The sequence below is a fragment of the Streptococcus sanguinis genome (assembly GCF_900475275.1).
GTDB classification, from domain to species: Bacteria; Bacillota; Bacilli; order Lactobacillales; family Streptococcaceae; genus Streptococcus; species Streptococcus sanguinis_N.
The window spans coordinates 762,619-784,377 of record NZ_LS483364.1; the positions used below are offsets into that span (position 1 = coordinate 762,619).

Sequence of the window (21,759 nt, forward strand, 5' to 3'; positions counted from 1 at the left end):
TTGAAATCGCTTGCAAAACCTGAGGTAAAAGGCTATACTGAATATAGTATTTAATTTTGTAATTTTTTACAAAAAAACAAAGGAGATATTTTTATGAAAAAAATATTGTTTCGTTCCTTGTTAGCTCTTTCGGCCATTTTCCTCTTTCCTTTCCAAGTGGTCGAAGCCTGCACAGGATTTATTGTCGGGAAAGACCTGACGGCAGACGGCACGACGCTTTATGGTCGGACGGAGGACTTAGAGCCTAATCACAATAAGGTCTTTCTGGTTCATCCGAGAAAGACCAATGCGAGTGGTGCCAAGCTGGTCGATGAAACCAACGGCTTTGAATGGACCCTGCCGGCAGAAAGCTACAAGTATACTTCGGTATCAGATGTGACCCCATCCCAAGGTATTTTTGACGAGGTTGGCTTCAATGAGTACGGAGTCTCTATTTCTGCGACTGTTTCTGCCAAGGCTAATGATGCCATCCAAAAGGTGGATCCTTATGTAGCAAATGGCTTGGCTGAGTCTATCCTGACAACCGTCGTTCTGCCCCATGTTCAGACAGCCCGTCAGGGTGTGGAGCTGATGGCGCAGATTGTCAGAGAGCAGGGAGCAGCAGAGGGGAATATTATCACTATTGCTGACAAGACTGGTGTCTGGTATATGGAAATCCTATCTGGCCACCAATATGTTGCAATTAAATTCCCAGATGACAAGTATGCTGTCTTTCCTAATACTTTCTTCTTAGGCAGCGTTGATTTTGATGATACAGAAAATGTTATCGCCTCAAAGGGTGTTCAGGATGTTGCCAAACAAGCTAATTCTTATAAAGAAATTGATGGCAAATTCCACATTTCTCAGTCCTACAATCCGCCGATGGCAGAGGCAGATCGTTCACGTGCCTGGGCAGGTATCACCAGTCTAGATCCAAATGCGGCCGTGTCTTATAACGACTCTTACTTTGATCTCATGCACTCCACAGACAGAAAGATCAGTGTAGCAGATGTTATGGCTATGCAGCGCAATCGCTTTGAGGGCACTCAATTCAAACCGCTGGACCAAATGGAGCTAGATGGTAAGGGGCTGCCACAACGTGGTACGACAGACCCTGTTTACAAATATCCATTGGGCAACCCAAATGTCATGGAAGCTCATATCTTCCAGCTCAAAGACGGCGTTCCAGCCAATATGGGCGGAGGCACTATGTGGCTAGCGGTAGGCAGTCCTCGCTTCTCACCTTACCTGCCTTATAATGGTAATATCACAGATACTTACGATGCTTATCAGGTCAACACAACTAGCTACAGTCCAGACTCTTGGTACTGGGTAGCATCTCATATCTATGATATGGCGGCCAAGCATCAGGATCTCTTTGGTACTTCTGTCCAAGACAAATGGAAGGCCTTGGAAGCCCGCTTTATTGAGGAACAAAATGCTCTGGATGCAGCCAATGCTGCTCTGCCAGACTCTTCAGCAAAAGTCACAGAGGAAACACAAGCTCGAGCAGCGCAAGTCTTTAAGGAAATGAAAGAGCTAGAAGCTGAAATGGAAGCTAAAATCAAGGAAGCAACAAAAACAACTCCATCTAGCTCCAGCAAAGATTCTAGCAGCTCTTCATCAACTCAAAACTCGTCAAGTTCTTCCTCTTCAGCAACTTCTAGCAGTTCGGATACACGGACGGAAGTCAATGTAGAAGATGACAGCTTGGTAGATGTCGCAACTGGCATTCGCTTGAAAAATGCTGACTTGGTCAAGGCCGGTCATCAGCTGTCAGTGAAAAAACTAGAAAGCAAGATTCAGCCGACAGATACCTATGACATTAGCTTGACCGATCCGAATGGTCAGCCGGTGCATCAGGTCAGTCCAACTCTTGTGACGATTCCAGTTCGCAAAGATCTGCCAGTAGATGCTGTCTATGCTCTGGATGAAAATGGCAAACAGGTTGAGAAATTTGATGTAACAGTTAATCAAAACCAGACTATCAGCTTCACGACCAATCATTTCTCTGTTTACCAAGTGCAGTATCGAAATGAGCAGTCCGTCAAGGCCAAGAAAAAAGACCTGCCATCAACAGGGGAGCAAGTCACAATCATGAGCCTTGCAGGTTTGATTATCCTAGCAGGAGTCTTCTTCCTTTTGAAGAAAACAAAGAAAAACTAATCTAAAATAAAAAGAAGGCCGAGCAATATGTTCGGCCTTTCTTGGTGAAAAAAATGACTTTTGTCCAGGCTAGCCTTCAAGCTAGAGCCTTTATCTTAAATAATCATAGTTATAAGTCGTCAAAATTATGTCAGTGAGTTCTTCAGGTTCTTCTTGAGCTCCGCCGGCTATCCAAAGAGAAATAATCCCCTCAACACTGGATAGGAAGATTTCCAAGGCGTATTTCTGAGGGATGTGAAAGTTCTCCTCTAAAAAACGCTGGGTAGCAGCCTTTTGCTTATCACTCAGAATGATACTGGTTATGTACTCCCGAATAGCCTCCCGAAAGTCAATATAATGGCTCTTGGTCAAGGCATTGATAAGACGTTCATTAGCACGGAGTATATGAAATTTTGCTATCATTAACTTTTTGGGATATTCGTTCTCCGCTTCAAACATGCTATAACTAGAAAGTTGGGAAATAATGTCGTTTTTGAGACTATCAACCATCTGATATTTATCTTGGTAGTGGAGGTAGAAGGTGCCGCGATTAATCCCTGCCCGTTTGCAGAGTTTGCTGATGGAGATATTATCAAACCTTTCCTCTGATAGTAGTTGAATCAAGGCTTCCTTGATGTCTTCCTTAGTGCTAGTTTTTCGTTTCTGGACCATTTTTCTTCCTTTTTGCTTAAATCAACACTTTGTTGATTTTTGGTTATTGATTTTTGTCTAAGCTCATTATATAATATCTGTGATTTAGAATCAACACCTTGTTGATTTAAGGAAACGAGTTTTGAAAAGGAGAGATGATGACATGGCTTATATTGAAATGAAACATAGTTTTAAACGTTATCAGGTAGGTGACACGGAGATTGTCGCCAATCATGATATTTCTTTTGAGATTGAAAAGGGGGAACTGGTCATTATCTTAGGTGCTTCTGGTGCTGGTAAGTCAACAGTGCTTAATATTCTCGGCGGTATGGATACCAATGATGAAGGAGAGATCCTGATAGACGGCCAGAATATTGCTGACTACAATTCCCACCAGCTGACGGACTATCGCCGAAATGATGTGGGCTTTGTCTTTCAGTTTTACAATTTGGTGCCCAATCTGACAGCCAAGGAAAATGTCGAATTGGCTTCTGAGATTGTCAAGGATGCTCAAGATCCAGTGGCCGTTCTAACTGCGGTTGGTATGGAAAATCGCCTCAATAATTTTCCGGCGCAGCTATCAGGTGGGGAGCAGCAGCGGGTGTCCATCGCTCGGGCTGTGGCCAAGAAACCCAAGATTTTGCTCTGTGATGAGCCGACAGGAGCTTTGGACTACAATACCGGTAAGCAAGTGCTGCAAATCTTACAGGATATGTCCCGCAATCAAGGGGCGACGGTGATTATCGTGACCCACAATGCTGCCTTGGCTCCCATTGCTGACCGGGTCATCCGTATGCACGACGCGAGAGTCAAGAGTGTTACAGTCAATGAAGAGCCTCAGGATATAAGTACATTGGAGTATTGATATGAAGAGAAAGATTTATTGGAAAGATATTCTGCGCTCCTTCACTAGCTCTAAAGGACGTTTCCTATCTATTTTAATCCTCATGATGCTGGGTTCTCTAGCTCTCGTGGGGCTCAAGGTCGCTCCACCCAATATGCGCAGAACAGCAACAGATTACTTGAAAGAGCAGCGAACCATGGACTTGTCTGTTATGGCGGACTATGGTTTGGATGCGGAGGATCAGAAAGAGCTGGAAGCTATTAAGGGAGCTGATGTCGAGTTTGGCTATCTGACAGATGTCACCGTAGACGAGGAGGCTCTCCGAGTATTCTCGGATACCAAGGATATTTCAAACTTTCAAGTGACCTCCGGTCGTCTTCCTCAGAATGAGCAAGAAATTGCCCTGGCTAGCTTTTGGTCCAAGAAATATAAGCTTGGTCAGGAGATTGATCTGACCGAAAAAGCCGGCAGCCGGTCAGTTCTGAAAAACAAGACCTATAAGATTGTGGGATTTGTCAACTCGGCAGAGCTCTGGTCTGATAGAAATCTAGGCAATGCGACTAGTGGCAGCGGGGCTTTATCAGCCTATGCTGTAGTCAGCCCTAAGGCCTTTGATACAGATGTTTACAGTATTGCCCGCCTGCGCTATCATGATTTAGAAAAGCTGGCTCCTTTTTCAGCAAGCTATCAGGAGCGTTTGGAGCAACACCAGGCAGCTTTGGACAAGAGCCTGGAAGATAACGGAGCAGCTCGCTTTAAGCGATTAGAGGCAGATGCCAAAAGCACCATTCAGAAGGGTCAAGATAAGATTAGTCAGGCTGAGAGCGAACTGACCCAAGGTAAAAAGCAATTAGAGCAAGCTCAGAGTCAGCTGGACCAGCAAAAAAACCAGCTAGCAGCAACTCAATCCGCTTCTATCCTAGCTCCTGCACAGCTCAGCCAGAGTCAGCAGCAGATTCAGGAAGCTGAGTCTCAGCTCAATCAGAAAAAAGCAGAGCTAGCTCAGGCAGAGAAAGACTTATCAGCTAGCAAGGACAAGCTAGCTGATGCTAAGGCAAATCTGAGTCGTTTGAAAGAGCCGGCCTATCATAGCTATGACCGCAAGTCTCTGCCAGGTGGGAATGGCTATCATATGTATAAAAACTCCATGAATAGTATTGCGTCGATTGGTAATATCTTCCCAGTGGTGCTCTATCTGGTGGCAGCTATGGTGACCTTTACCACCATGACGCGCTTTGTTGATGAGGAGCGAACAAATGCAGGTGTCTTTAAGGCTCTAGGCTATCATAGCCGAGATATCATTCGCAAGTTTGCTCTTTACGGTTTGGTGGCAGGGAGTCTAGGTACTTTCATAGGGATTCTGCTGGGACATTATTTCTTGTCGGGAGTGATTTCTTCTATTATTACCAGAGGGATGGTGCTCTCTGCCCCGTATGCATATTTTTATGTTTCCTATAGTTTACTGGCCCTTGGACTTTCCCTTCTTTCCAGCGTTCTCCCTGCCTATTTGGTGGCAAGACGGGAGCTGACAGAGGAAGCAGCTCACTTGCTTTTGCCCAAGCCACCGGTCAAGGGCTCCAAGATTTTCTTGGAAAGACTGACCCTTATCTGGCGACGTCTTAGCTTTACTCAGAAGGTCACAGCACGCAATATCTTTCGCTATAAGCAGCGGATGTTTATGACCATCTTTGGTGTGGCGGGTTCTGTTGCCTTGCTCTTTGCCGGACTAGGACTCCAATCTTCTATTGGTGGTATTCCCAAACGCCAGTTTGAGGAGATTCTGCGATACGACCTGATTGTCGCTGTCAATCCTGGGGAAAATCAAGCCGAACAAGACAAGCTGAAAAAGCTGCTGGCAGATGACTCGATTGCTGATTATCAGGAGATCTACAGTGAAACCCTAACAGAGAAATACAAAGGGAAAAAAGAGACAGAATCAGTCACTTTAATGGTTACGGACAAGGAAAATTTTGAACCTTTTATTTCCATGGAAAGTCCTGACAGCCGACAGAAGCTGTCCCTGAAGGATGGTGCAGTTGTTTCGGATAAATTGGCCCGTATAGCTGGAGTTAGCCCCGGTGGCAGTATAGAGCTGGGTGGCAAGCCTGTCAAGCTCGCAGCAGTCAATGAGAATCATTTTGGCCATTTTGCTTTTATGAAGGCGACTGACTACCAGAAGATTTACGGGAAAAAGCCTGAGAAAAATGCTTATCTAGTGCGGCTCAAGGACTCTTCTAGTAAAAATATTGTTGATAAGGCCAATGAATTTATGAGCCTCAAATCTGTCAAGAGTGTCTCCCAAAATGCAAGCATGGTGAAGCAGTTCAACGTCCTAGCTGATTCTCTTAATAATACGATGATGATTTTAGTGCTGATTTCTATTCTTTTAGCAGTCGTCATTCTCTACAATCTGACCAATATCAATGTGGCCGAGCGGATTCGAGAGCTGTCCACTATCAAGGTTTTGGGCTTCCATAATAAGGAAGTGACCCTCTATATCTATCGAGAGACCATTATTCTTTCAGTGATTGGGATGGCAGTTGGGCTTCTAGGCGGTTTCTTCCTGCATCGTTTTTTGATTGAGAAGGTTGCGCCTAGCATTATCAGCTTAACCCCTCAAGTAAGTCCCTCAGTCTATCTGTTTCCTCTAACAGCAGTGACTCTTATTCTGACCTTGCTTGGCTTCTTTGTAAACTACCGCCTCAGAAGGGTGGATATGCTGGAAGCGCTCAAGTCTGTTGATTAATTTTAAAAAACATTTCAAAGCTTTCCCTCGCTTGTGAGGTGGAAGTTTTTTTGAACTTTGATATAATATTCCTTGTAAAGAAAGAGAAAGACATACGATGACACGAAAAATTGCCTTATTATCCGATGTGCATGGGAATAGCTCAGCCTTGGAAGCAGTGCTGGCGGATGCGGAAAGCCAGCAAGTGACAGACTATTGGTTTTTGGGGGACTTGCTCCTGCCAGGAACTGGTCGCAGAAATATCTTAGATAGGATGGAGCAGCTGCACATCAGCCTCCAGGTCAGAGGGAATTGGGAAGACAGTCTCTGGCATGCTTTGCATCAAAAGCTGGATTTGGATCGTCCCAGCCATCTCTACCTGACCCGGCTCTGTCATTTTGTCCTGGAGGAAATCCATCCTGAAGAGATTGACCGCATGCAAGAACTTCCTCTGCAGATCTTGACAGAAGTAGAGGGATTGAAGATTGCGGTCAGCCACCATCTGCCAGATAAGAATTGGGGGCGGGAGCTGATTCATATTGGCGAGCAGAGCGATTTCGACCGCCTTTTTGAGGCGAATGACTGCGCTATCGCTGTTTATGGTCATATTCACCAGCAGTTTCTTCGTTATGGGACTAAGGGTCAGCTGATTATCAATCCCGGCTCTATTGGTCAGCCATTCTTTCTAGATTCGGCTTTGCGTCAGGACTTGCGAGCCCAGTATGCCATTTTAGAGATAGATGAGATGGGTCTGGCTGATGTCGACCTGAGGCGCGTGGCCTACGATGTGGAGCAGGAGCTGAGATTGGCGCGGGAGCTCCACTTGCCTTACTATGAGATTTATCGGGAGAGCTTGGTCAATGGTATCCACCATACTCACAATCACGACCTGCTGCGGGAAATCAGTGAGAGGGAAGGCTACGCAGATGAGATCGCAGCTTTCTTAAAGTCCAGTCGTAACTCTTGAAGTTACACCCTTTTTGGGATATAATAGTGAGAGAAAATGATGAGGGAGGAGAAAAATGCAGATTTCTAGTCGTTTTACCATTGCCACCCATATGCTGATTGTCCTGGCTTTGGAGGGAAAAAAACAAAAACTGACAAGTGATATCCTTGCTGGCAGTGTTGGCGTCAATCCAGTTATTATTCGCAAGACCCTGTCCCAGCTCAAGAATGCCGGGATGATTACCGTTGCTCGTGGGACCGGAGGAGCAGAGATTGCCAAAGATTTGAAAGACATTAGCCTGTTGGATGTCTATAGTGCGGTTGAATGTCTGGGCAAGAGCGGCCAGCTCTTTAGTTTTCATGATAAGCCCAATCCAGACTGTCCTATCGGCAAGAACATTCACAATGTCTTAGATGACCGATTGGCGGCTATTCAGGCAGCCATGGAAGCGGAGTTGGCTCAGACCAGCCTTGACGAAGTTGTCGCAGCGACCGAAAAAGAAATTAAAGAACAATCTGTTTCCTAGTGAGCAGATTGTTTTTTGTTAAGAATTTTACGAGATGTAATTATTGACATTACATTAAAACCTGCTATACTAATAGATGTAATATAAATAATTACAATATAAAAATAAGACTTCGGAGCAAATGGAGATGTGGAAAGCCATATCAGGGAATCTATCTCTGCTTTGAGGAAATAAAAAAAAGATTGAGCAGGAAAACTGCTGAAATTTTAAATTTAAGAGAGGAGAAAGTACATGACTTTTGAATATGAAAGCAAGATTTATCTAGGAGAGGTGGCACTTTATGTGGCCGATTTAGCAAGACAAAAGGACTTTTATCAGCGAGTTTTAGGGCTGGAACTTTTGGAAGAGCAGGACGGACAGGTGGCTTTGGGCAGGGACGGACAAGTGCTGGTGAGACTCTTAGCGACCAATGACCAGCAGTCCGTAAAGTCGGCTTACGGCCTTTATCATCTGGCACTTTTGCTTCCAAGCCGTCAAGCCTTAGCGGATATCCTGAAGCATTTATCCGAAAATAAAGTTCCTATGGTCGGAGGAGCCGACCACGGTTATAGTGAAGCCATTTATCTGGAGGATCCAGAAGGCAATGGCATTGAGCTTTATCGGGACAAACCTCAGGCTGATTGGGATATTCGAGAAGATGGCCGCATTATCGGAGTGACGGAAGCACTTGCGGCTCAAGAAATCTATGAACTCGGTCAGGAAATCCAGCCGTTTAGTATTGCTGAAGGCACTCGTATGGGCCATGTCCACCTGTCTGTGAAAAATAGCAGAGCAGCCAGTCATTTTTACCAAAAACTTCTAGACTTGGATGACAAATTTTCTGTACCTTCTGCTAGCTGGCTGGCATCAGGGAACTACCATCATCATTTAGCCGTCAATGAATGGGGAGGTTCTCACTTGAATCATCGCCAACCGAAGCAACTGGGACTAGCCTATTTTGAGGCGCAAGTAGAAGGAAAAGAAGACCTAGTAGCTATTTATGAAAATGCTCTGGACTTGCAGGCACCAGTCCGATGGATTAGCTCCCAAGAGCTGGAAGTCACAGACCCAGATGGGATTGTGGCAAAAATTAAGACAAGAGTGGTATAATAAGGCGTATCAAGAAGCTAGAAGAAAGAAAAAATATGTACAAGACTTATTATACATCGCCGATTGGCCGGATTCTTATCTTGACAGACGGAAATGCCTTGTTGGGGCTTTGGCTGGAGGGCCAGAAATATTTTGGAGCAGGCTATGATCTGGAGCAAGCGCAACAGGGAGAGACAGAAGTCAGCCGACGCGTCTTTGCTTGGTTGGATGCTTATTTTAAGGGAGAAAATCCTGCGACAGATGAGATTCCATTGGCACCTCAAGTAACTGAGTTCAGAAGCAAGGTTCTGACAGTGCTGCAGAAGATTCCTTATGGACAAACGTCTACCTATTCAGACATTCTACGAGAATTACAAGCTGAGTACGGTAAGATTGGCTCGGCTAGAGCAGTCGGTGGTGCCATCGGCCATAATCCTATTTCACTACTGATTCCCTGTCACCGGATTGTCGGAAGCGACGGCAAGCTGACCGGCTATGCAGGCGGTCTTGATAAAAAATCCTTTCTACTGAAGTTGGAGGCGGGGGAGAAGACTGAATAAATCTTTCTACTCAAGACTTTTATCATTTTACTGGTGAGAGTTTTTTGCTTGCATTAATAAACTAAAAATCCCCTTTGTCACTTACAGCAGCTGACAAGGGGGTTTTCCATTAGTCGATATGCCATTGTGTGGCCAGCCAGTCGGCAAAGGCAGCATAGCGCTCTTTGAGGGCTTCATGATGCCCATAAGAATCAAAGACGGAGTATGTGGCAAGGATTTCTTTCTGAATCAAGCGATGAATTTCTGCAGCATAAAAAGGAGCTTTGGAAAGTCGGTTTGAGTGATTCGCGCCTTCAGTCTTTCCATTCTGCAAATAAACCAGACAGTCCTTATTTTTCAAGTCCTGTGTTCGGCAATAGTCGGTAAAACCTGGGTACCAAAAGGAACCGCAGATAGAAAAAACACAGGGGACCTCGCAGCCGCTATAGAGACTGTAAACAGCTGCTAGTCCACCGAGAGAGTAGCCACCATAGGCAATTCTCTTGTCATCCAGTAGGTAGTGCTGTCTGATTTCTGCTAATATATCGTTGAATAGTTTCTGATGATAGCTATTCGCTTCGCCGCCAAAATTAGGATTGCCAGGCTTTAGAGCATTGGCTTTCCAGGGTGTATAATCGTCCAGCCTGTTGTTTGATATCAGTCCAATCAAGATTACCGATGAAGAAAGCCTGCTCAGGTAGTTTATCTTTCCATCATTTAGTAAGATTGCTGGATAAGGTCGTGATTTGTCATAATCCTGAGGCAGGGCAATATTGACAGTGATCCCATCCCAGACAAAGGTCTTATTTATTGACAAAGTCATTGATTTTCTCGAGTGAGTCGATTACAGTAGGACCATAATCCATGAACTCATCATAGGAGATGGTCATGATTTTCTGATTTTTGACCGCTGGGACATCCTCCAGAACGGGATTGGCTTTCATTAGATCAACTGCTTGTTCATCCATGGCCTTGTTCCGGTCGCTGGTTACGTAGATGATGACTTCTGGATCCATAGAGACCAGATTTTCCAAGGTCAAGTCAGAGGTTCCGGTCGCTACATTGGTATAGCCGAGCTGGTTAAGCAAGCTCTCCTGCAGGGCAGATTTATAAGCACCGAAAGTCTCATCGTTGTAGGCACACATGATGAGTGCTTTTTTCTTTTCGCCTTGGCTAGCCTTATTGGTCTTCTTGACAGTGTCAATTCTTGTCTGCAGCTGGTCAGCATACTGATTGGCCTTGTCTTGAACGTTAAAGATGGTTCCTATATTCTTGACATCTTCAACGATATTTCCTAGGTCTTGCTTGGTATTAGACAGGGAAGCCTTCTGTGTGTAGACAGGGATTTTGTTTTCATTCCAGGCACTGACTGTTCCCAGAGACTTCTCGGAAAACATCATGTTTCGGCCAAGAAGAGCGTCTGGCTCATAAGATAGCACAGTTTCCTGTGATACGGTTTTCTTGTCGCCGACTTGCGGAATGGTGGCAATATCAGCCTTGTATTTATCTGTGACATCGTTGTCTGGATTGAGCATACCAGCGATCTTGTCTTTCAATCCTAGTTCAATCAAGATTTCGGTCGTCGAAAGGTTATTGGTGATGACCTTTTCCGGTGCCTTTTCAAAGATCTGATCAATCTCCTTGCCTTCGGCATCGTAAGTTTTGATTGTCACTGGATATTTTGTCTCTGCTGTGCTCTTTTTCGCGCTCTCTGTTTTGGAGGAAGATTGCGAAGTTGAGCTTTCTTTCGTACTTTCCTTAGATGAAGAATTGCAGGCTGCCATTGTCAGTGCAGCAGTTGCGACGAGTAAGATACTGAGTGTTTTTTTCATATTGCCTTCCTTTCTTGGGCTTGGAGCTTGTATAGATAAAGCTGAAAACAGACTCTTATAGATATTGAATCATAGCCTGTCGATCCTTGGTCCAGATCACTTTGCTCTGAATACCGTAAACAGCTTGCAGTGAATCATGAGTGATGGTCTCCTTTGGAGCGCCTTGGTATGCAATCTCACCTCCCTTCATGAGGTACAAATAGTCTGAATACCGACAAGCCAGTTGGATATCATGTAAAACAGCCAAAACATTGATGTTCAGGTCTTTGACGATACGCAGCATATCCAGCTGGTATTTGATATCCAGATGATTGGTCGGCTCGTCTAGGAGCAGTAGGCTTGGCTGTTGAGCCAAAGCGCGTGCCAGCAGGACTCTTTGCTTCTCACCGCCAGACAGGGATAAATAGGTGCGATCTCTCTTGGACAGCATGTCTACCTGACTCAAGGCATGACGGACAAGGGCGTAGTCTTTTTCGCTCTCTTTTTGAAAAAGGGACAGATGCGGCGTCCTGCCCAGCATGACGATTTCTTGGACGGTGCAGTCAAACTGGAGATGGTTAAACTGAGTTACAACGGCTATTTTCTGGGCAGCTTTTTTTATGCGGATCTGTTCAAGTGGCCTTCCGTCTAGATAAATGTTCCCGCTGTCAGGTTTGATTTGGCGGTAGATGGTTTTGAGCAGACTAGTTTTGCCGCTTCCGTTGGGCCCTAAAATGGTGTGAAACTGATTTCCCTCGACCTTGAGCGAAATTCCTTTTAAGATCTCTTTTTGGCCGACAGCATAGTGGATATTTTGGCAAGTTAGATCCATTTCAGCTACTTACCTCCTTTCTGCTTTTGGCAACAATGTAGATGAAGAAGGGGGCGCCGACTAAAGCGGTGAAGATCCCAATCGGCAGCTCGGCATTTTTGACCAAAATTCGAGCTAAAACATCTGCCCAGACAAGAAAGATAGAGCCGAGCAGGGTAGCGATAGGAAAGAGCCTTTTGTAATTGGTACCGACTAATCTACGAGCAATATGCGGAGTGATTAGTCCGATGAAGCCGATAATACCGCAGCAGGCAACTAGCACCGCAGTCATGACTGCGACAACTGTGATATAGAGGAACCAGTAAAAACGCAGAGGGACTCCCAGTGTCAAAGCAGCTTCGTCCCCCATCATCATAGTATTGAAAATACGATACTGGGAACAGAAAAACAAAAAGGAGAGACCAACAACAAGAGCCGGCAAGGCTAAATCTGACCAAGAAGTTCCAGCCAGTGAGCCCATAGTCCAGAACTTAATCGTCATAAGGCTGTCAGCATTGGCACCGACGGAAATGATAAAGTTGGAAAAAGCGATAAAGAGGGCATTTACAACTGTTCCTGACAGAATCAGACTGCTTGTCGTCATTTTTCCCTGCATGGATGCGATAAAAAGGACCACTGCCGATGCCAGAATGGCTCCTATAAAGGCGCCTGCGCCAGTAATGGATTTGAGGCCTAAGATAATGCTCAGTGTGGCTCCGAAGGTTGCACCCGCTGAAATTCCCAGGATATAAGGCTCTGCGATGGGATTATTGACAGTAGATTGCATGACGCTGCCACAGACAGAAAGGCCAGCACCAGCTAGGATTCCCAAGAGCACTCTTGGAACCCGCATGTTCCAAACAATCGCGATTGTGGACGGAGATAGTTTGCCTGTGCCAAGGGGAAATCCGAGTTTGCTGAAAATAATCTGGTAAGTGTCTTGTATATCAATAGTGACCGATCCCAAGGAGACAGCTAAAAAGAGAGAACAAGCCAGAAAAATGACGAGAAGCAAGAGCAGGCAGATATAGCGAGAAAATCCGTGATTTTCTGACTTTTTAAAGAGCATCCAGACCTCCTTAACAGCAAAGATTAGAATTTTTAGACAATTTTTCATAAAAAATTATAACATTTTTAAATCAGAAGGGCAAGAAGGGATAAAAACCTCTGATATGATAAGGATTTGTGATTCTTTCTCTTCTCAATGATGAAATCATCTTGCTAGTGTAAAAACTGTTTAGTGCGGAGCAAAAGAGTTCTTCGGAAAGTCTCTGACAGACGACTTCATTGGAGGAAAAGCAGATGAACCTAAATGACTTGGTATAATTACTAGAAAACAAGAAAAAACGACAGAAAATTTTCTATCGTTTTTTGAAATTATAAATGCTTAAGGACTAAGACAGCTATAACGATGTACAACAATGATAGCTCAAATAACCAGAAGTCCTTTGCCAAGTCCAATAATCATTCAAGACATAATATATGCTGATAAAATTCTATTCAAAATACAGTAAGTCCTTGCTAGTCTCGGTGAAGAGTTCAAAACCATTCTTAGTGACATAGCCGCAGTCTTCGATGCGGACACCGACCTTGCCAGGGATGTAGATACCAGGCTCAACAGAGAAGCACATGCCTTCTTCGATGACCATGTCGTTGCCCTCCATGATGGATGGAAATTCGTGAACATCCATACCGATACCATGGCCGAGGCGGTGATTGAAATACTCACCATAGCCAGCTTTTTCGATGACCTGTCGTGCTGCGCGGTCTACTTCATGAGCTGTGACCCCTGGCTTGATAAAGTCAAGAGCAGCTTGCTGGGCTTCCAATGTCAGATGGTAGATATCCTTTTTGAACTGATCAGGTTGGCCAACAGCAACGGTCCGTGTCATATCACTGGCATAGCCATTGACCATGCAGCCAAGGTCAAAGAGCAGGAGGGCGTTATTTTCGACTTTATTTGCTCCGGGAATGCCATGCGGATTAGCTGCATTATTTCCCGTCAGGACCATGGTTTCAAAGCTCATCTCATAGCCTTCGCGCTTGATAGCAAAGTCAATCTGAGCGATGATATCCGTTTCGGTATTGTCCAGTGAAATATTGTCAAAACCGATATTAACAGCCTTATCAGCATATTGCCCAGCTACCAGCATTTTCTGAATTTCATCGGCAGACTTAATCAGGCGCAAGCGGTTGACGTAAGGAGTCAGGTTGGTAAATTCTGCACTATCAAAGACAGTTTTCAATCCATGATATTTGGTCAAAATCAAGTTATCAAACTCAAGAGCGACAGTCTTGAAGGAGTGAGCCGGCAATGCAGCTTTAATCTTCTGCCAAGGATTTTCCGAGTCCATATAGCCAAGGACTGAAAAGGGAACAGCTCCTGAAGCACGCTCAACCTCTAGAGCTGGCACGAAGAGCAGGGGCTCATGGTCAGGATAGACAAACAAAAACATCTGCCGCTCATGCGGGTCGCTGTAAAAACCAGTCAGATAATTGATAGTGACTGGATCAGACAGAACAGCGGCATCTAGCTTCTCATTCTCGAGATAGTGGGTGATTTGTTGGATTTTTGTCATGGTCACAACCTTCTTTCTATGCCTCTATTTTGGCAAAAAATGTCAAAAAAAGCAAGACTTTTCAAAAACTTATCAAAATACTTGAAAGTGTTTACAAGAAGTGATAAAATGGTGAATGTAGGAAAGTGAAAACGATATTTTCAATAGAAGAAAGGAAACTATATGAACACAGACGACACAGTAACGATTTATGATGTCGCCCGTGAAGCGGGAGTTTCGATGGCGACAGTCAGTCGAGTAGTGAATGGAAACAAGAACGTCAAAGAAAACACACGTAAAAAAGTTTTAGAGGTCATTGATCGTCTTGACTATCGTCCAAATGCAGTGGCACGTGGATTAGCCAGCAAGAAGACTACAACCGTCGGCGTTGTCATTCCAAATATTACCAATAGCTATTTCTCAACCTTGGCAAAAGGGATTGATGATATTGCCGAAATGTATAAATACAACATTGTCTTGGCTAACAGTGATGAGGATGATGATAAGGAAGTATCCGTTGTCAATACTCTCTTTTCTAAACAGGTGGATGGCATTATTTTCATGGGCTATCATCTGACGGAGAAAATTCGCTCAGAGTTTTCACGTTCGCGCACACCGGTCGTTTTGGCGGGTACTGTCGATGTGGAGCATCAGCTTCCAAGCGTTAATATTGACTACAAGCAAGCAACGGTTGATGCTGTAGAATTACTGGCTAAGCGCAATAAGAAAATTGCCTTTGTCAGCGGACCGCTTGTAGATGATATCAACGGGAAAATCCGTCTATCAGGCTATAAAGATGGCTTGAAGAACAAGAAACTTTCATACAGCGAAGGCTTGGTTTTTGAATCTAAATATTCTTATGATGATGGCTACCACCTCGCGGAGCGTGTCATTGCTTCCAAAGCAACTGCAGCTTTTGTCACAGGAGATGAACTGGCGGCAGGCCTCTTAAATGGTCTGTCTGATCAAGGTATCAAAGTTCCAGAAGATTTTGAAATCATTACCAGTGATGATTCGCAAGTCGCTCGTTTCACTCGTCCTAACCTCTCCACAATCGGTCAGCCCCTCTATGACATCGGCGCTATCAGTATGCGCATGCTGACTAAGATTATGCATAAGGAAGAATTGGAAGAACGCGAAGTTCTCCTAGCTCACAGCATTAGCGAGCGTAAATCAACTCGGAAATAAGCCGTGTCCGCCAGTCTGCTTAGGAACTTCTCTGAACTTGAAAAGCGTCTGAAGAGACTAAGTCAATGACTGCTTTAAGAGAGTTTCATGATTATGAAGCGAGGCTGAGGTGTAGTACCTCAGCTTTTTTGTGTTTCCGTTCAGCTAGAGCGTTTTCTATATGCTATCAGGCTTTGGATGGATTTTTTACCTCATTTGCCCTTGTGGTTTTCCTTTTTATTTGATTTTCGGTATAATAGGAAGTATGAAAGTATTACTGTACCTTGAAGGAAAGTCCGTTTTGGAGAAATCAGGAATCGGCCGAGCCCTCCAGCACCAGATGCACGCCTTGGATTTGGCTGGGATTCCTTATACGACGGACGTTTTAGGAGATTATGATGTGGTCCACATCAATACCTATGGTCCCCGTAGCTTGCTTCTTCTGCATGCTGCCAAGAGGGGCAATAAAAAAGTGATTATGCATGGGCATTCGACCAAGGAGGACTTTGAAAATTCCTTTATTGGATCCAATCTCTTTGCTCCGCTTTTTGGTAAATATCTGACTCACATGTATAAAAAGGCGGATTTCATTATCACGCCATCGGAGTATTCCAAGCAGCTGATCCAGTCTTATGGGGTCACTACGCCTATGGTGGCTGTGTCAAACGGTATTGACCTGCCTAAGTATAAGAAAGATGCTCGCAAGGAAGAAGTTTTTAAAAAGTATTTTAAGATTGAAGAAGGACAGAAGGTGGTCGTCTGTGCTGGACTTTATTTCCGCCGCAAGGGGATTGAGGATTTTGTAGAGGTTGCCCGCAGGATGCCAGATGTGCGCTTTATCTGGCTGGGCTCTATCAATCTCTGGTTGATTCCGCGTAAGATTCGCCGTTTGGTCCTCTTTGACCATCCTGATAATGTTGAATTTCCCGGCTATTTTAAGGGAGCTGTTTTCCAGGGAGCAATGTCTGGAGCAGATGCCTTCTTTTTCCCGTCCTATGAGGAAACTGAAGGAATTGTTGTCCTGGAAGCCTTGGCCAGTGAGCAGAATGTTGTGTTGCGCGATATTCCAGTTTATCAGGGCTGGGTGGATGAGCGTTCAGCCGAGCTCTGTCATAACGTAGACGAGTTTGTCCAGTCTCTGAGAAATGTCTTAGATAAAAAGGTGGACAAGCGCGAAGCAGGCTATCAGGTGGCTAAAAGCCGGTCTATTGACGATGTTGCAGATCAGTTAGTTAAGGCTTATCAAACAGTTTTGGAGATGTAAGATGCGTATTGGTCTTTTTACAGATACCTATTTTCCTCAGGTCTCTGGGGTTGCTACCAGTATTCGAACTTTGAAGACGGAGCTGGAAAAATTAGGTCACGCGGTATTTATTTTTACGACGACGGACAAGGATGTCAATCGTTATGAGGATTGGCAGATTATTCGGATTCCCAGCGTACCTTTCTTTGCCTTTAAGGACCGAAGAGTGGCTTATCGAGGCTTTTCTCATGCGCTAGAAATTGCTCGTCAGTACCGGCTGGATATTATCCATACCCAGACTGAGTTTTCACTAGGGCTGCTGGGGATTTGGATTGCCAAAGAGCTGCGGATTCCGGTAGTACATACCTATCATACCCAGTATGAGGATTATGTGCACTATATTGCCAAGGGGATGGTCATCCGTCCTAGTATGGTCAAGTACATCGTCCGTGGCTTCATGAGTGACTTGGATGGGGTTATCTGCCCTAGCGAGATTGTTTATGACCTTTTGGTTGATTATAAAATCGAAGCAGAAAAACGGGTGATTCCGACAGGGATTGAGCTGGCGAAGTTTGAGCGGCCGGAAATTTCGCGTGAGGATATCAAGAAGCTCCGTTTCAAGCTAGGACTGGCTGAAGATGAGATTATGCTGCTCAGTCTGTCCCGTATTTCTTATGAAAAGAATATCCAGGCTATCGTTGAGGCGATGCCTGCCGTCCTTGAAGAAAATGACAAAGTCAAGTTGGTCATTGTCGGCGACGGTCCCTATGCGGAAGACTTGAAAGAACTGGTTGCCAAGCTTCAGATTGAAGAAGCTGTCATCTTTACGGGGATGATTGCTCCTAGTGATACGGCCCTTTACTATAAAGCTGCGGATTTCTTTATCTCTGCCTCAACCAGTGAGACTCAAGGTCTGACTTATCTGGAAAGCTTAGCCAGCGGTACACCGATTATTGCCCATGGCAATCCTTATTTGGATAATGTTATCAGTGACAAGATTTTTGGAACCCTTTATTATCAAGAGCGGGATTTATCAGGCGCTATTTTAGAGGCAATAATTGCGACGCCTGATATGGATGAGCAGAAGTTAGCAGACAAGCTCTACGAGATTTCAGCGGAGAATTTTGGCCGCAGAGTCTATGAGTTTTATCTAGATTTAACCATTTCCAAGGAATTCCATAACGAGCTTAGCCCAGAGGAAAGTGCTGCCAAGCGTCTGGCCAAGACAGTGGCCTATCTGCCTGGAAAAGTCATTTCTCTACCAATCAATGGCTCCGTTCGTATCCTCAAAGCTTCGACTAAGCAAGTGAAAAAAATCAGGAATATTACTAAATTATTAGAATAGAAACATGCCTTGCATCATTGCGGCAATAGCTATTTATGCAAGGTTTTGTTTAGAAATAGAGGAGAAATATTATGAAAAAATATCTCAAACAGCTGCCTTTGTTGCTTTTGTTCTATGGCATTGTCGTTGGTTCGGGCTTGATTTGGGAACAAATTTGGCAATATTTTATAAATAATACAGAAAGTATGGGAAGCGATTTGAACTGGCTTTCTAATCTTAATTTATTTTATTATGCTGTGCTGCTTCCTTTGATTGGTGCAGTGATTGTTTATATAAATACTCGGATGCAAGGTTTTTCACTGCCCTTTCTTCTTTTGATTCCAGGGGTTCAGTATTATTATCTATTCAAAAACTTTTTTGACGGACTTTTTTACTCAGGAGACAAGATTTATAATCCAATCACTTCCACGCTTTATAATGCTAGGGATATTCATGTCTTGTTATTCCTTTCTTTGGGAGGAATGCTGTTGGCAGAGCAATACCGTAAAAAACGTCAAGCTGCCACTTTGAGTCAAGAGACTCTAAATCGTTTTTCTGGTTTTGATGGTTAATAGCTCTTGCAAATTTTTCCAATCGTGCTATAATGTTTTCTAGAGACATATCACCTGCAGGAAATCTTTTAGAGAGCGCGTGGAGCTGGAAATCGCGTAGAGGATGCAGTTGGGACTACTCTATCAGCTTTTATGCAAACATAAAACGGTGGCTACGTTAAAGCCGATTCGAGGTGTGAGTCTTTTGACTTGCATAAATGAAGGTGGAACCACGTTGCGACGTCCTTTTATGGATGTCGTTTTTCTTTTGTCAGAAGGAGGAAGAATGGTGCTTTATATGATTGGCGGATCGCCTTGTAGTGGGAAGTCAACAATTGCTTCACTTCTTGCTAGACAGTATCAACTACTTCATATCAAGCTGGATGATTTGGTAGAAGAGATGATGAATCAAGCAAGTGCAGATTCACAGCCGATTTGCCTTCTTAGACAGGACAGAAATCCGGAACAAATCTGGATGAGAAATCCAGAAGAGATGGCAGATGAAGAATGGCGTTTTTATGAAGAGATTTTTCCTTATGTAAAATCTTACTTGATAAAAAATCAAGATAGACCACTCTTGGTTGAGGGGGCAGGACTTTTGCCACACTTGGTAAAGGAGCTTGAATGGTCAGCGTCTTCCTATCTATGCTTGACTCCGACAGCTGATTTTCAGAAAAAGTATTATAGACTGAGAGAATGGGTTCCTTATGTCTTAGAGGGAACAACCAATCCTGAGCAAGCTTTTGAAAACTGGATGCAGCGAGACATTCTTTTTACCCAAATAGTTCGTAAGGAAGCGATGAAATTAGGTTATTCTAGTCTCATAACAGATGGTAGTCAGTCAGAAAAGCAGACTGCGGAAGAGATTGCTCGAATCTTTAAATTGCTTAACAGAAACAATATAATATTAAAGGAGAAAATACATGATTAAGATTACTTTCCCAGATGGCGCTGTTCGTGAATTCGAATCTGGCGTTACAACTTTTGAAATTGCTCAATCTATCAGCAATTCCCTAGCTAAAAAAGCTTTGGCTGGTAAATTCAACGGTAAATTGATTGATACAACTCGTGCCATCACTGAAGATGGTGCCATTGAAATTGTGACACCTGACCACGAAGATGCTTTGGATATCTTGCGTCACTCTGCTGCTCACTTGTTTGCGCAAGCGGCTCGCCGTCTTTTCCCAGATATTCACTTGGGTGTTGGTCCTGCCATTCAGGATGGTTTCTACTACGATACAGATAATGAAGCTGGGCAAATTTCAAATGAAGATCTGCCTCGTATCGAAGAGGAAATGAAGAAAATCGTCAAAGAAAACTTCCCATCCATCCGTGAGGAAGTGACCAAGGATGAGGCGCGTGAAATTTTCAAAAACGATCCTTACAAGTTGGAATTGATTGAAGAGCACTCAGAAGATGAGGGCGGTTTGACCATCTACCGTCAGGGTGAATATGTGGATCTCTGCCGTGGTCCTCACGTTCCATCTACAGGTCGCATCCAAATCTTCCACCTCTTGAACGTGGCTGGAGCATACTGGCGCGGGAACAGCGACAATGCTATGATGCAGCGGGTCTATGGTACTGCTTGGTTTGATAAGAAAGACCTGAAAAAATATCTGCAAATGCGGGAAGAAGCTAAAGAACGTGACCATCGTAAGTTAGGTAAAGAGCTGGATCTCTTCATGATTTCTCAAGAAGTGGGTCAAGGTTTGCCATTCTGGCTGCCAAATGGTGCGACTGTCCGTCGCGAGTTGGAGCGCTACATCGTTGATAAAGAGTTGGCTTCAGGCTACCAACACGTCTACACTCCGCCTTTGGCTTCTGTGGAGCTTTATAAGACTTCTGGTCACTGGGAGCACTACCAAGAAGATATGTTCCCAACCATGGATATGGGTGATGGGGAAGAGTTTGTTTTGCGTCCGATGAACTGCCCTCACCACATCCAAGTCTACAAACACCATGTTCACTCTTACCGTGAGTTGCCAATCCGTATTGCTGAGATTGGCATGATGCACCGCTACGAAAAATCTGGTGCCCTGACTGGTCTTCAACGTGTACGTGAAATGTCCTTGAACGATGGTCACCTCTTTGTAACGCCAGAGCAGATTCAGGAAGAATTCCAGCGGGCGCTGCAGTTGATTATCGACGTTTACGCTGACTTCAACTTGACAGAATATCGTTTCCGTCTGTCTCTTCGTGACCCTCAGGATACGCATAAGTATTTTGATAACGATGAGATGTGGGAAAATGCCCAAACCATGCTGCGAGCAGCCTTGGACGAAATGGGTGTGGACTACTTTGAGGCAGAAGGAGAAGCAGCCTTCTACGGTCCCAAACTCGATATCCAGGTCAAAACAGCCCTAGGAAATGAAGAAACCCTGTCAACTATCCAGCTGGACTTTCTCTTGCCAGAGCGCTTTGACCTCAAGTATATCGGAGCAGACGGTGAAGAGCATCGCCCAGTTATGATTCACCGTGGGGTTATCTCAACCATGGAGCGCTTCACAGCCATTTTGATTGAAAATTACAAGGGTGCCTTCCCGACCTGGCTGGCTCCGCATCAAGTGACTTTGATTCCTGTTTCTAACGAAGCACATATTGACTATGCTTGGCAAGTAGCTAAGAAGCTGCGTGACAAGGGTGTCCGTGCTGATGTGGATGAGCGCAATGAAAAGATGCAGTATAAGATTCGTGCCTCACAAACTAGCAAGATTCCTTATCAGCTCATCGTTGGTGACAAGGAAGTAGAAGACGGTACTGTTAATGTCCGCCGCTACGGTCAAAAAGAAACACATACAATACCAGTAAATGAATTTGTAGAGCAAATCTTAGCAGACATTGCCAGCAAATCACGCGTTGAAAAGTAGCATT

19 protein-coding genes are annotated in these 21,759 nt (G+C 44.4%); 13 read left to right on the forward strand and 6 right to left on the reverse strand.

What is annotated here, in order from left to right:
• The first annotated feature begins 93 nt into the window (after positions 1-93).
• Positions 94-2,145 (forward strand): C69 family dipeptidase, encoded by a 2,052-nt coding sequence (locus tag DQM55_RS04020; RefSeq protein ID WP_111675546.1) that lies wholly within the window; start codon positions 94-96, stop codon positions 2,143-2,145.
• Between the two features lie 90 nt (positions 2,146-2,235).
• Here DQM55_RS04020 and DQM55_RS04025 read toward each other — a convergent pair whose 3' ends face one another.
• A complete protein-coding gene (locus tag DQM55_RS04025) occupies positions 2,236-2,796 on the reverse strand; it encodes a TetR/AcrR family transcriptional regulator (RefSeq protein ID WP_004186046.1) in 561 nt (186 codons plus the stop codon).
• Between the two features lie 142 nt (positions 2,797-2,938).
• Here DQM55_RS04025 and DQM55_RS04030 point away from each other — a divergent pair, with 142 nt between their 5' ends.
• The 6 genes from DQM55_RS04030 (at position 2,939) to DQM55_RS04055 (ending at position 9,444) form a co-directional block, all read left to right on the forward strand.
• Positions 2,939-3,640, forward strand: a complete 702-nt coding sequence (locus DQM55_RS04030) for an ABC transporter ATP-binding protein (protein WP_111675547.1) — start codon at positions 2,939-2,941, stop codon at positions 3,638-3,640.
• Position 3,641: 1 nt separating this feature from the next.
• Positions 3,642-6,365, forward strand: a complete 2,724-nt coding sequence (locus tag DQM55_RS04035) for an FtsX-like permease family protein (protein ID WP_111675548.1) — start codon at positions 3,642-3,644, stop codon at positions 6,363-6,365.
• Between the two features lie 97 nt (positions 6,366-6,462).
• On the forward strand, positions 6,463-7,311 hold the full coding sequence (locus tag DQM55_RS04040; RefSeq protein WP_111675549.1) for a metallophosphoesterase family protein: 849 nt from the start codon (positions 6,463-6,465) through the stop codon (positions 7,309-7,311).
• Between the two features lie 55 nt (positions 7,312-7,366).
• Entirely contained in the window at positions 7,367-7,816 is a 450-nt protein-coding gene (locus DQM55_RS04045) for an Rrf2 family transcriptional regulator (RefSeq protein ID WP_002912933.1), read from the forward strand.
• A 231-nt stretch (positions 7,817-8,047) separates the two neighbouring features.
• Positions 8,048-8,905 carry a VOC family protein gene (locus tag DQM55_RS04050; protein WP_111675550.1) on the forward strand — a complete coding sequence of 286 codons (858 nt, stop codon included), beginning with the start codon at positions 8,048-8,050 and terminating at the stop codon, positions 8,903-8,905.
• A 35-nt stretch (positions 8,906-8,940) separates the two neighbouring features.
• On the forward strand, positions 8,941-9,444 hold the full coding sequence (locus DQM55_RS04055) for a methylated-DNA--[protein]-cysteine S-methyltransferase (RefSeq protein WP_111675551.1): 504 nt from the start codon (positions 8,941-8,943) through the stop codon (positions 9,442-9,444).
• Between the two features lie 109 nt (positions 9,445-9,553).
• On the opposite strand, the gene DQM55_RS04060 is transcribed toward DQM55_RS04055, so the two are convergent.
• The 5 genes from DQM55_RS04060 to DQM55_RS04080 form a co-directional block, all read right to left on the reverse strand.
• A complete protein-coding gene (locus DQM55_RS04060) occupies positions 9,554-10,246 on the reverse strand; it encodes an alpha/beta hydrolase-fold protein (protein ID WP_111675552.1) in 693 nt (230 codons plus the stop codon).
• Positions 10,227-11,255 (reverse strand): ABC transporter substrate-binding protein, encoded by a 1,029-nt coding sequence (locus tag DQM55_RS04065; protein WP_111675553.1) that lies wholly within the window; start codon positions 11,253-11,255, stop codon positions 10,227-10,229. The genes DQM55_RS04060 and DQM55_RS04065 overlap by 20 nt, the downstream gene beginning before the upstream one ends.
• A gap of 55 nt (positions 11,256-11,310) precedes the next feature.
• Positions 11,311-12,066, reverse strand: a complete 756-nt coding sequence (locus DQM55_RS04070; protein WP_111675554.1) for an ABC transporter ATP-binding protein — start codon at positions 12,064-12,066, stop codon at positions 11,311-11,313.
• A 1-nt stretch (position 12,067) separates the two neighbouring features.
• On the reverse strand, positions 12,068-13,114 hold the full coding sequence (locus DQM55_RS04075; RefSeq protein ID WP_061595103.1) for a FecCD family ABC transporter permease: 1,047 nt from the start codon (positions 13,112-13,114) through the stop codon (positions 12,068-12,070).
• 427 nt (positions 13,115-13,541) lie between these two features.
• Positions 13,542-14,624, reverse strand: coding sequence for a M24 family metallopeptidase (locus DQM55_RS04080; protein WP_111675555.1), 1,083 nt, complete (start codon positions 14,622-14,624; stop codon positions 13,542-13,544).
• 162 nt (positions 14,625-14,786) lie between these two features.
• Between DQM55_RS04080 and ccpA the strand changes: the two genes are divergently transcribed.
• From ccpA to thrS, 6 genes are all read left to right on the forward strand, one after another.
• Positions 14,787-15,791, forward strand: coding sequence for a catabolite control protein A (gene ccpA, locus DQM55_RS04085; protein WP_002894913.1), 1,005 nt, complete (start codon positions 14,787-14,789; stop codon positions 15,789-15,791).
• Positions 15,792-16,035: 244 nt separating this feature from the next.
• The gene (locus DQM55_RS04090) at positions 16,036-17,034 is read left to right on the forward strand and encodes an LTA glycolipid anchor biosynthesis glycosyltransferase, IagA/BgsA family (protein ID WP_032912409.1); all 999 of its coding nucleotides are present in this window, start codon (positions 16,036-16,038) and stop codon (positions 17,032-17,034) included.
• Between the two features lies 1 nt (position 17,035).
• Complete coding sequence (locus DQM55_RS04095; RefSeq protein ID WP_111675556.1) at positions 17,036-18,358, forward strand: glycosyltransferase family 4 protein; 1,323 nt, start codon at positions 17,036-17,038, stop codon at positions 18,356-18,358.
• Between the two features lie 71 nt (positions 18,359-18,429).
• Entirely contained in the window at positions 18,430-18,909 is a 480-nt protein-coding gene (locus DQM55_RS04100) for a hypothetical protein (RefSeq protein ID WP_111675557.1), read from the forward strand.
• A gap of 265 nt (positions 18,910-19,174) precedes the next feature.
• Positions 19,175-19,819, forward strand: a complete 645-nt coding sequence (locus DQM55_RS04105; protein ID WP_172454712.1) for an AAA family ATPase — start codon at positions 19,175-19,177, stop codon at positions 19,817-19,819.
• Positions 19,812-21,755 carry a threonine--tRNA ligase gene (gene thrS, locus DQM55_RS04110; RefSeq protein WP_111675558.1) on the forward strand — a complete coding sequence of 648 codons (1,944 nt, stop codon included), beginning with the start codon at positions 19,812-19,814 and terminating at the stop codon, positions 21,753-21,755. Before DQM55_RS04105 ends, thrS begins: the two co-directional genes overlap by 8 nt.
• Positions 21,756-21,759: the final 4 nt, after the last annotated feature.